The 10,591-nt window shown below is 49.7% G+C and carries 9 protein-coding genes; all 9 read left to right on the top strand.

Features of this window, described 5'->3' with window-relative positions:
- The first annotated feature begins 204 nt into the window (after window positions 1–204).
- The 9 genes from rpsO (at window position 205) to LIZ87_RS21330 (ending at window position 10,374) form a co-directional block, all read left to right on the top strand.
- Window positions 205–471 carry a 30S ribosomal protein S15 gene (gene rpsO, locus LIZ87_RS21290; RefSeq protein ID WP_227149139.1) on the top strand — a complete coding sequence of 89 codons (267 nt, stop codon included), beginning with the start codon at window positions 205–207 and terminating at the stop codon, window positions 469–471.
- A gap of 185 nt (window positions 472–656) precedes the next feature.
- Window positions 657–2,774 carry a polyribonucleotide nucleotidyltransferase gene (locus tag LIZ87_RS21295; protein ID WP_227149140.1) on the top strand — a complete coding sequence of 706 codons (2,118 nt, stop codon included), beginning with the start codon at window positions 657–659 and terminating at the stop codon, window positions 2,772–2,774.
- A 116-nt stretch (window positions 2,775–2,890) separates the two neighbouring features.
- Window positions 2,891–3,595: a DUF5105 domain-containing protein gene (locus LIZ87_RS21300; RefSeq protein ID WP_178315955.1), complete on the top strand. Its 705-nt coding sequence runs from the start codon at window positions 2,891–2,893 to the stop codon at window positions 3,593–3,595.
- A 168-nt stretch (window positions 3,596–3,763) separates the two neighbouring features.
- The gene (gene gltX / locus LIZ87_RS21305) at window positions 3,764–5,215 is read left to right on the top strand and encodes a glutamate--tRNA ligase (protein WP_227149141.1); all 1,452 of its coding nucleotides are present in this window, start codon (window positions 3,764–3,766) and stop codon (window positions 5,213–5,215) included.
- 9 nt (window positions 5,216–5,224) lie between these two features.
- Complete coding sequence (locus tag LIZ87_RS21310; protein WP_227149142.1) at window positions 5,225–7,051, top strand: ATP-dependent helicase; 1,827 nt, start codon at window positions 5,225–5,227, stop codon at window positions 7,049–7,051.
- Window positions 7,048–7,572 (top strand): cob(I)yrinic acid a,c-diamide adenosyltransferase, encoded by a 525-nt coding sequence (locus LIZ87_RS21315; RefSeq protein WP_178317171.1) that lies wholly within the window; start codon window positions 7,048–7,050, stop codon window positions 7,570–7,572. The genes LIZ87_RS21310 and LIZ87_RS21315 overlap by 4 nt, the downstream gene beginning before the upstream one ends.
- Window positions 7,573–7,679: 107 nt before the next feature.
- Window positions 7,680–8,009 (top strand): DUF1292 domain-containing protein, encoded by a 330-nt coding sequence (locus LIZ87_RS21320; protein WP_178317172.1) that lies wholly within the window; start codon window positions 7,680–7,682, stop codon window positions 8,007–8,009.
- Between the two features lie 164 nt (window positions 8,010–8,173).
- Window positions 8,174–8,854: a response regulator transcription factor gene (locus tag LIZ87_RS21325; RefSeq protein WP_227149143.1), complete on the top strand. Its 681-nt coding sequence runs from the start codon at window positions 8,174–8,176 to the stop codon at window positions 8,852–8,854.
- Window positions 8,851–10,374 carry a sensor histidine kinase gene (locus tag LIZ87_RS21330; protein WP_227149144.1) on the top strand — a complete coding sequence of 508 codons (1,524 nt, stop codon included), beginning with the start codon at window positions 8,851–8,853 and terminating at the stop codon, window positions 10,372–10,374. Before LIZ87_RS21325 ends, LIZ87_RS21330 begins: the two co-directional genes overlap by 4 nt.
- Window positions 10,375–10,591 lie beyond the last annotated feature (217 nt).

Here is a 10,591-nt window from a genome sequence, read left to right on the forward strand (position 1 = left end):
CAGCATCTCTGCTTTTTAATTATTCAGTTGTAACACATGTATTGTAATCCTACAAATGCCAGTAAAAAAAGAAAAAATCCCGGTTTACAACAAAGGAAGACTGTGCTATACTAAATCGGTATGAAAAACGCCGCTGCCCGGTTCACGGATACTCCAACCGGAATCCTGGTTTACGGTGAGAACAAGATTATAGGAGGATTTACCATGATTTCCAAGGAAAAGAAAGCAGAAATTATCGCAAAGTATGGCCGTAAGGCTGGAGACACAGGTTCACCAGAGGTTCAGATCGCTATCCTGACAGAGAGGATCACTGAGCTGACCGCTCATCTTCAGCAGAATCCAAAGGATCATCATTCCAGAAGAGGCCTTCTGATGATGGTTGGACAGAGAAGAGGTCTTCTTGACTACTTAAAGAAAAAAGACCTGGAAGGCTATCGTGCATTGATCGAGAAGCTCGGCATCAGAAAGTAATTCTCTTAGGGTGGAGTTTTCTCCACCCTAATTTGCATGTTGGATATCATACGCAGCAGACAGGGGAAACACTCCGAGACCGCTGATGTGTTCTGAAGGCCATTTATCAGCATTTCAGGACAGATCAGTAGTTTCGGCGTCTTCTGCTCTGCTGAACCATTATAAAAAAGAAAAGGAGACCTGATATGTTCAAAAGTTTTAGCATGGATCTGGCAGGCCGTAAGCTGACCGTAGAGGTTGGCAGAGTGGCAGCACAGGCAAATGGCGCCGCATTTATGCATTATGGTGATACTGTTGTCCTTTCCACAGCAACAGCATCTGCAAAGCCAAGGGAAGGCATTGATTTCTTCCCCTTAAGCGTGGAGTATGAAGAAAAATTATACGCAGTGGGCAAGATCCCAGGCGGCTTCAACAAGAGAGAGGGTAAGGCTTCCGAGAATGCCATCCTGACTTCCCGCGTGATCGACCGTCCCATGCGCCCATTGTTCCCAAAGGATTACCGCAATGACGTGACCCTGGACAACGTAGTCATGTCTGTTGATCCCCAGTGCAGCCCTGAGCTGACAGCAATGCTGGGATCTGCCATTGCTACCTGTATTTCCGATATCCCATTTGACGGTCCCTGTGCAACCACCCAGGTAGGCCTGATTGGTGGTGAGTTTGTCATCAACCCGACTGCCGATGAGAAGCGCGTTTCCGATATGGCTCTGACCGTTGCTTCTACCAGGGAAAAGGTTATCATGATCGAGGCAGGCGCAAACGAGGTGCCTGAGCAGAAGATGATCGAGGCCATTTTCAAGGCTCATGAGGTAAACCAGGAGATCATCAAGTTCATCGATGCGATCGTGGCAGAGTGCGGCAAGGAAAAGCACACCTACGAGAGCTGCGCTGTTCCGGAAGAGCTCTTTGCAGCGATCAAGGAGCTGGTTCCATCTGAGGAGATGGAGGAAGCCGTATTTACAGACGACAAGCAGACACGTGAGAAGAACATTGCTGCCATTACAGAGCGTCTGGAGGAAGCATTTGCAGAGAATGAAGAGTGGCTGCCATTGGTGGGCGATGCCATTTACCAGTATGAGAAGAAGACTGTCCGCAAGATGATCCTAAAGGATCACAAGCGTCCGGACGGCCGTGCTATCACGGAAATCCGTCCTCTGGCAGCAGAGATCGATATCCTGCCGAGAGTACACGGCTCCGGTATGTTCACCCGCGGCCAGACCCAGATCTTAAATGCCTGCACGCTCGCTCCTTTATCCGAGGCCCAGAGACTGGACGGCATGGATGTGAACGAGACCACAAAGCGTTATATGCACCATTATAATTTCCCGTCCTTCTCCGTTGGTGAGACAAAGCCAAGCAGAGGACCGGGCCGCCGTGAGATCGGTCATGGCGCACTGGCAGAGAGAGCACTTGTGCCTGTTCTGCCAAGCGAAGAAGAATTCCCATATGCGATCCGCACAGTGTCTGAGACCATGGAGTCCAACGGCTCTACCTCCCAGGCAAGTATCTGTGCATCCACTCTGTCCTTAATGGCAGCAGGCGTTCCGATCAAGGAAATGGTTGCCGGTATTTCCTGCGGACTTGTTACAGGAGAGACGGATGACGATTATATTGTCCTTACCGATATCCAGGGCCTGGAGGACTTCTTCGGCGATATGGACTTTAAGGTAGGCGGTACAAAGAACGGTATCACAGCGATCCAGATGGATATCAAGATCCACGGCCTGACACGCCCCATCATTGAGGAGGCCATTGCAAGGACAAGGGAAGCAAGAATGTATATCCTTGAGCATGTAATGCAGCCTGTGATCTCTGAACCGAGAAAGCATTTAAGCCCATACGCTCCAAAGATCAAGCAGATCACCATTGATCCTCAGAAGATCGGTGATGTAGTAGGCAAGCAGGGCAAGGTCATCAACAAGATCATCGAGGAGACTGGCGTTAAGATTGACATTACAGATGACGGCGCAGTCAATGTATGCGGTACGGATGAGGCTATGATCGATAAGGCGATCAAGATCATCACCAGCATTGTCACCGATATTGAGGCAGGCATGGTATTTACCGGCAAGGTAGTGCGTATCATGAACTTTGGTGCATTTGTGGAGCTGGCTCCCAACAAGGACGGCATGATCCATATTTCCAAGCTTTCTGACAAGCGCGTAGGCAAGGTGGAGGATGTGGTCAACATCGGAGACGAGGTTACGGTAAAGGTAACGGAAGTGGACAAAATGGGCAGGATCAACCTGACCATGAGGCCAAGTGATCTGGCTGGTAAGAAAGAGGCCCCTAAAGCAGAATAAAGTTTAATAGAGATATGAACGGATAGTTTCCTGAGCCCATATAGTTGCGGGTGCAGGGAACTATCTGTACATATATAAAAAAACAGCGCCCGGCAGGGCGCGAAGGAGAGGAAAACATGAAGAAGTGGAACAAAAAAGCAGCAGCAGTTCTTCTGGCTGTCCTGACCCTCTGCACCATCGTGCTGTCAGGCTGCAGCAAGGAAGAGCTGGCTCCGGCAGACCAGGTAGTAGGTGCTATGTATGACCTGTGCCTTAAGGATGACCCAAAGCCAATGATGGACCTTCTGGGCTTTGCATCAGAGGATGATGTGAGAACTTCCCTGATGGAAGACAGCGATACGACACTGGCAGACGTATTCGAGGAGGAGTTTGCATCAGCAGGAATCGAGTTTACAGATGAGGAGCTCCAGGAAATGAGCGATACCATCATGAAGCTGGTTCAGAAGCTGACCTACACTGCTGCTATTTCTGAGCAGAGCAAGGATGAGACCACCGTTGTTCTGACAGTGAAGAGCTTCTCTAATGCTGATATCCAGCAGACCATGACAGATCTCCAGACAGAGTATCTTGAGAACATGGACGAGGAGACTCAGGCAGCTCTGATGTCTGGCGATGAGGATGCCATCATGGAGTTCACACGCCAGATCATGAAGGACTATGTTTCCAGGTTGGGCGAGCTGGAGCCAAATGGCGGCGAGTCTGAGATCACAGTGAAATGTGAGAAGATGAAGGTTGATGTGAGCGGCAAGGAAAAGGTTTCATGGATGCCGGTAGACATGGATAAGTTCACAGAGGATGTGGACAATTCCACCTTCAAATAAGGATCCTGTGGATATCTGAGCACAATCGAAAGGCAGTGCCTGTGGAAAATCAGGCATTGTCTTTTTTTAGCCTTCGGTATATAATGTTTCTGATATGAGATGGGCCCATTTCCAAGAAAAAGGGACCTGTGAATTTGGAAAAAATGGAATTAATAGGAGAAGACTGACATGAGCAGAGTAAGAACAAGGTATGCACCAAGCCCAACCGGAAGGATGCATGTGGGCAATCTGAGAACCGCATTATATGCTTATCTGATCGCAAAGCATGAAGGAGGAGATTTCCTTCTGAGAATTGAGGATACAGACCAGGAGCGCTATGTAGAGGGCGCAGTGGAGATCATTTACCGGACTCTGGAGGAGACAGGCCTTGTCCATGACGAAGGCCCTGATAAGGACGGCGGCTGCGGCCCCTATGTCCAGAGCGAGCGCCAGGCAGCAGGCATATACCTGGAATATGCCAAAAAGCTGGTGGAAAAGGGAGAAGCCTACTACTGCTTCTGTACCCCGGAGCGCTTAAACAGCTTGCGAAAGACCGTAAACGGCGAGGAGATCATGGTTTATGACAAGCACTGCCTTCACCTGTCAAAGGAGGAGGTAGAGGCCAACCTGGCAGCAGGCCTGCCCTACGTGATCCGCCAGAATAACCCTACCACAGGGACCACTACCTTCAGCGATGACATTTACGGCGACATCACGGTAGACAATGCGGAGCTGGATGACATGGTGCTGATCAAATCAGACGGCTATCCCACCTACAATTTTGCCAATGTGGTGGATGACCACCTGATGGGCATTACCCATGTGGTGAGAGGCAACGAGTACCTGTCCTCCTCCCCGAAGTACAACCGCCTTTATGAGGCCTTTGGCTGGGAGGTGCCTGTATATGTACACTGTCCTCTGATCACAGACGAGGAGCATCACAAACTGAGTAAGAGAAGCGGTCATTCCTCTTTTGAGGATCTCTTGGATCAGGGCTTTCTCTCTGAGGCCATTGTAAACTATGTGGCCCTGTTAGGCTGGTCTCCTGAGGGCAACAGGGAGATCTTTTCACTGGAGGACATGATAAAGGAATTTGACTACCGCCGTATGAGCAAGTCCCCGGCTGTGTTTGACATGACAAAGCTGCGCTGGATGAACAGCGAATATATGAAGGCCATGGACTTTGACAAGTTTTATGCCATGGCGGAGCCGTACATCAAGGACGTGATCAGGAAGGATCTGGATTGTAAGAAGATCGCAGCCATGGTAAAGACCAGGATCGAGGTGTTCCCTGATATTGCAGGACACATTGATTTCTTTGAGGAGCTGCCGGAATATGACACCGCCATGTACACCCACAAGAAGATGAAGACAAATGCAGAGACCTCCTTAAAGGTATTGGAGGATGTGCTTCCCCTTCTGGAGGCTCAGGAGGATTACAGCAACGATGCCCTCTATGAGCTTTTGTCAAAATACGTATCCGACACCGGAGTGAAGACAGGCTTTGTAATGTGGCCTATCCGCACTGCCGTATCCGGCAAGCAGATGACTCCGGCTGGTGCAACGGAGATCATGGAGGTACTGGGCAAGGAGGAATCCTTAAAGAGGATCCGTAAGGGAATTGAGTTGTTAAAAGCGTAAGGACATTTTATGGCATTTAATGAAGCACAGAAGAATGCGATCCGGCACGGGAGCGGTCCCGCGCTGGTGCTGGCAGGGCCCGGTTCGGGGAAGACTACGGTCATCACCAACCGGGTCCGCTTCCTGACGGAAAAATACGGTGTGGATCCGGGAAATATCCTGGTGATAACCTTCACCAGAGCAGCCGCCAGGGAGATGAAGGAACGGTATAGCCAGATGATACAGACAGGATGCAGCAGAGTTTCCTTTGGAACCTTCCATTCTGTCTTTTTTCTGATCCTGAAGCTGGCCTACCGCTACCAGACCTCCAATATTGTGAGGGAGGAGCAGCGCACACGGTTTGTCAAAGAAATGATGGAGACAATGGCCCTGGATGTGGAGGAGGAGGGAGAATTTGTATCCTCTGTACTGAGTGAGATCAGTATGGTCAAGGGAGAGCTCATGAGCCTGGAGCATTATTATCCCAAAAGCTGTTCCAGCGAGGTCTTCGGGGCATTGTACCGGGGGTATGAGGACAAGCTGCGCCGTCAGGGACTTCTCGACTTTGACGACATGCTGGTGATGTGCTATGAGCTGTTTCAGGAGAGAAAGGACATCTTGAAGGCATGGCAGGACAAATACCGCTACATACTAATTGACGAGTTCCAGGATATCAACCGGATACAGTATGAGATCGTAAAAATGCTGGCAAAGCCCCTTGATAACCTGTTTATTGTAGGAGACGATGACCAATCCATCTACCGCTTCCGGGGAGCAAAGCCGGAGCTCATGCTGGGCTTTGAAAAGGATTTCCCACAGGCAAAGAAAATCCTTCTGGATACCAATTACCGCTCCAGCCGTCAGATCGTGGAGGCAGCCGGACGGCTGATCAGCCACAATTCCACCAGGTTCCCCAAGGAGATCCGGGCGGCCAGAGGCGAGGGCCGTCCCATTTCCGTCAGGGAGTATAAAGACCCCCTGGAGGAGAACCAGGCCATTGTGGCAGAGCTTCGTGATTATGCCGCCATGGGCATGGCCTGGGAGGACATTGCCGTCCTCTACCGCACCAATTCCGGCCCGCGCCTCCTTATCACAAAGCTGATGGAATACAACATTCCCTTCCAAATGCGGGATACGGCGCCCAATCTCTATGAGCACTGGATCTCAAGGCACGTGCTGGCTTATATCAGGGCCGCAGAAGGAGACCTGTCCAGGGGGAATCTTCTTCCTGTCCTGAACCGTCCCAAGCGCTACATCAGCCGCGATGCCCTGGAGGGCCAGCGGATCGACTGGGAGCGGTTAAAATCCTTTTACCAGGACAAAAACTGGATGCTGGACCGCATTGAACAGCTGGAATACGACCTGAAAATGCTAAAGGGAATGGCTCCCGCCGGAGCGGTTAATTATATCAGGAAAGCTGTGGGCTATGACGACTATATCCGGGAATATGCCTTAGAGCGCAGGATGCCGCCGGAGGAGCTGTTTGAGGTACTTGACTCCCTTCAGGAGAGCGCTATGGGCTTTAAGACATATGAAGCCTGGTTTACCCACATGGAGGAGTATAAGGAGCAGCTGCAAAAGCAGGCCAAAAACCGGGAGGAAAAGGGCACAGGGGTCAGCCTCATGACAATGCACAGCTCCAAGGGCTTAGAGTTTCGGGTAGTCTATATCCTGGACGCAAACGAAGGGATCACACCCCATCACAAGGCGGTACTGGATCCTGATATGGAGGAGGAGCGGCGCATGTTCTATGTGGCCATGACCAGGGCAAAGGAGCGGCTCCATATCTGCCATGCAAAGGAACGCTATCACAAAAAGCAGGAGCCATCACGTTTTATAGAGGAGACAGGGATATGACAGGATTAGTGCACATATACTGCGGAAACGGCAAGGGGAAGACCACAGCGGCCATGGGAGCAGCCCTGCGGGCAGCAGGCAGGGGAAAGAAGGTCCTGATTGCCCGATTCTTAAAGACAGACGATTCCGGTGAGGTGGCGGCATTTTCCTGCCTGAAAGAAGTAACTGTCCTGCCATGCAAAAAATCCTTTGGCTTTTCCTGGAATATGACAGAGGAGATGAGACGGGAGGCAGCCGTCTATTACAGCGGCCTTTTTGAGGAGGCCTGGGGAATGGCGTCATCCTCCCCGGTGTTTCTTCTGGTTCTGGATGAGATCGTGGCAGCCTGTAATCAGGGCTTTGTGGAGGAGGAGCATGTCATCCGCTGCCTAAAGGCCAAGCCGGAAGGCCTGGAGGTGATCCTGACAGGCCGAAATCCCTCTGCGGCATTAAAGGCTTGTGCCGATTATGTGACAGAGATGAAGCTGGAAAAGCATCCCTTCGAGCGCGGGATTGCTGCGCGGGAGGGGATCGAGTATTGAGGCGACAGTTTAGACGGCGGGGAAATTACTCTTGCATTTTCCGGGTGAGTCTGATACAGTGTAAGCGTAGGTAAATACTATAATCTGGAAATGAAAGAGGAACCCATATGGCAGATGAGAAGAATTTAAACGAAGAAGATCAGGAGATGACAGTTACTCTCACTCTGGATGATGATTCTGAGATAGAGTGCGTTGTCCTGACTATTTTCACAGCCGGAGAGCGCGAATACATTGCCCTTCTTCCGATGGAAGGTGCAGATTCCGAGGAAGGCGAGGTATACCTGTACCGCTACAGCGAGACAGAGGACGGAACTCCGATCCTTGACAACATCGAGGATGATGATGAGTACGAGATCGTCGCAGACGCCTTCGACGAAATGCTGGATGACCAGGAGTATGACGAGCTGATCGGTGAGGATGAGCTGGAAGAAGAATAAAGAATGGTAACGCGCCCCTGACTTGTTTGTGAGTCAGGGGATTTTTTTGCGCTGCTTATCCGGAGCAAGCTGTGAAACTTATGTGAAAACGTGGAAATAATCCTTTTTTTTTGCTAGAATAAAGCCAATACTGGCAGTACATTAAGTGCATAGGAGGTAAAGGAATGGATGCTCTGAAAATATTAGTAGTGGACGATGAAGCCAGGATGCGCAAGCTGGTGAAGGATTTCCTTGTAAATAAAGGCTTCTCCGTTGTGGAAGCAGGAGACGGGGAAGAAGCAGTAGAAATATTTTTTGCCCAGAAGGACATTGCTCTCATCCTTTTGGATGTGATGATGCCCAAGATGGATGGCTGGGAAGTCTTAAAGACCATCCGCAAGTATTCCCAGGTGCCGGTCATCATGCTGACAGCCAGAAGCGAAGAGCGTGACGAACTTCAGGGCTTTTCCCTGGGAGTGGACGAATATATCTCAAAGCCCTTCAGCCCCAAGATCCTGGTTGCCAGGGTAGACGCCATTCTGCGCAGGACCAACGCCGTTTCCTCCGAATACCTGAAAGCAGGAGGGATCTGCATTGACAAAATGGCCCACCAGGTCACCATTGACGGCAAGGAGGTAGAACTGAGCTTTAAGGAATTTGAGCTTCTAACCTATTTTGCAGAGAATCAGGGCATTGCCCTTTCCAGAGAGAAAATATTGAACAATGTATGGAATTACGACTATTTTGGAGATGCCCGCACCATTGATACCCATGTAAAAAAGCTGCGGAGCAAACTGGGAGCAAAAGGAGATTATATTAAGACCATATGGGGCATGGGCTACAAATTTGAGGTGGATGAAACATGAAGCACTCCATACGGATGAGATTTACCATGATCTTTATCGGGCTTATGGCATTGGTGCTCTCAAGCCTGTGGGCAGTCAACAGCTTTTTCCTGGAGGGCTATTATACCCAGGAGAAGGTAAAACTATTGCAGGACGCATATGAACAGCTAAACCTGTATGTGCTGGAAAAGAGCGCCAGCGGGGGAAATATTACCCAGGATTTCCAGAGCCTCTATTCCAAGGACGGAGAGCAGAATGACGCCAGCCGCCTGCTCCGTCTGATGAATGAAAAGTACAATACCACCATTGTGATCGTTGACAGCATGGATGATCAGGCTATTCCCTCTTTCCGGGATGGCAAATTCCTGGCAGACCGGGTGCGGCAGTATATCCTGGGAAGGAGCGAGCCCAATACAGAAATACTGGTATCTGAAGAGAATTATAAGATACAGAAGAGCTTTGACAGGCATTCCAACGGATATTATCTGCAGAACTGGGGATTTTTTGATGATAACCGCACCATATTCATTATGTCCATGCCGATTTCAAGTATCCACGAAAGCGTAGAGCTGTCTAACCGTTTTATGGGATATGTAGGCATTGTGGTAATGATATTGGGAAGTGCCCTGATGTATATTGCCACAGAACGGGTGACCTCGCCTATCCGCTCTCTGTCAGCCCTGTCGGCCCGTATGTCAGAGCTGGATTTTGACGCAAAATATACCGGGGACTCCCAGGACGAGATCGGGGTGCTGGGCCATAGCATGAACACCCTGTCAGAAAAGCTGAAGGAGACCATAGGTGAGCTGAAGACAGCCAACAATGAGCTTCAGAAGGACATTGAAGAAAAGATACGCATTGACGAGACGCGAAAAGAGTTCATTGCAAATGTGTCCCATGAGCTGAAAACACCGATTGCCCTGATCCAGGGCTATGCAGAGGGGCTTACAGAGGGCATGGCAGAGGATCCCGAAAGCAGGGACTACTACTGTGAGGTCATCATGGATGAGGCCGGGAAAATGAACAAAATGGTAAAGCAGCTCCTGACTCTGACGGCGCTTGAATTTGGAAATGATATGCCGGTAATGGAGCAGTTTGATATTGTGAACCTGATACAGGGAGTGCTGACCTCAGCAGGCCTTTTGCTTCAGCAGAAAGGTGCGGCAGCGGTCTTCGAAGCGGACGGCCCTGTCTATGTATGGGCAGATGAATTTAAGATCGAAGAGGTCGTCACAAACTATCTGAATAATGCAATGAATCACCTGGATGGCGAGAAGCGGATCGAGATCACCCTGGAGCAGAGGGAAAAGGAGGTAAAAGTAACTGTCTTCAATACAGGCCAGCCCATCCCGGAGGAGGACCTGGACAAGCTTTGGACAAAATTCTTTAAGGTAGATAAAGCGAGAACAAGAGAATACGGCGGCAGCGGCATCGGACTTTCCATTGTAAAAGCGATCATGGATTCCCATCACAAGGACTATGGCGTCGAAAACAGGGAGGATGGAGTCGCATTTTGGTTTACATTGGACAGCGGAGTATAGAAAAATAAAAAAAGTTTAAAAATGTTGTTGACATTTCGGGAAACATCTGGTATTATAATTTTCGCTGCTGAAAAAGAGCAGAACATTTTCAAAAAGGACTTCAAAAAAGTCGAAAAGAAAATGAAAAAATGGTTGACAAACCGAAAACAATGAGTTATAATCAATAACCGTTGCGGCCGAGATGCCAACAACAAAGTTCCTTGAAAATTGAAGATTA

This window comes from Lacrimispora sp. 210928-DFI.3.58, from assembly GCF_020554865.1.
Taxonomy (GTDB): Bacteria; Bacillota; Clostridia; order Lachnospirales; family Lachnospiraceae; genus Enterocloster.

Excerpts from the sequence above, each read along its gene's own strand:
- rpsO (WP_227149139.1), top strand. The coding sequence starts at position 205 with ATGATTTCCAAGGAAAAGAAAGCAGAAATTATCGCAAAGTATGGCCGT.
- LIZ87_RS21295 (WP_227149140.1), top strand. The coding sequence starts at position 657 with ATGTTCAAAAGTTTTAGCATGGATCTGGCAGGCCGTAAGCTGACCGTA.
- LIZ87_RS21300 (WP_178315955.1), top strand. The coding sequence starts at position 2,891 with ATGAAGAAGTGGAACAAAAAAGCAGCAGCAGTTCTTCTGGCTGTCCTG.
- gltX (WP_227149141.1), top strand. The coding sequence starts at position 3,764 with ATGAGCAGAGTAAGAACAAGGTATGCACCAAGCCCAACCGGAAGGATG.
- LIZ87_RS21310 (WP_227149142.1), top strand. The coding sequence starts at position 5,225 with ATGGCATTTAATGAAGCACAGAAGAATGCGATCCGGCACGGGAGCGGT.
- LIZ87_RS21315 (WP_178317171.1), top strand. The coding sequence starts at position 7,048 with ATGACAGGATTAGTGCACATATACTGCGGAAACGGCAAGGGGAAGACC.
- LIZ87_RS21320 (WP_178317172.1), top strand. The coding sequence starts at position 7,680 with ATGGCAGATGAGAAGAATTTAAACGAAGAAGATCAGGAGATGACAGTT.
- LIZ87_RS21325 (WP_227149143.1), top strand. The coding sequence starts at position 8,174 with ATGGATGCTCTGAAAATATTAGTAGTGGACGATGAAGCCAGGATGCGC.
- LIZ87_RS21330 (WP_227149144.1), top strand. The coding sequence starts at position 8,851 with ATGAAGCACTCCATACGGATGAGATTTACCATGATCTTTATCGGGCTT.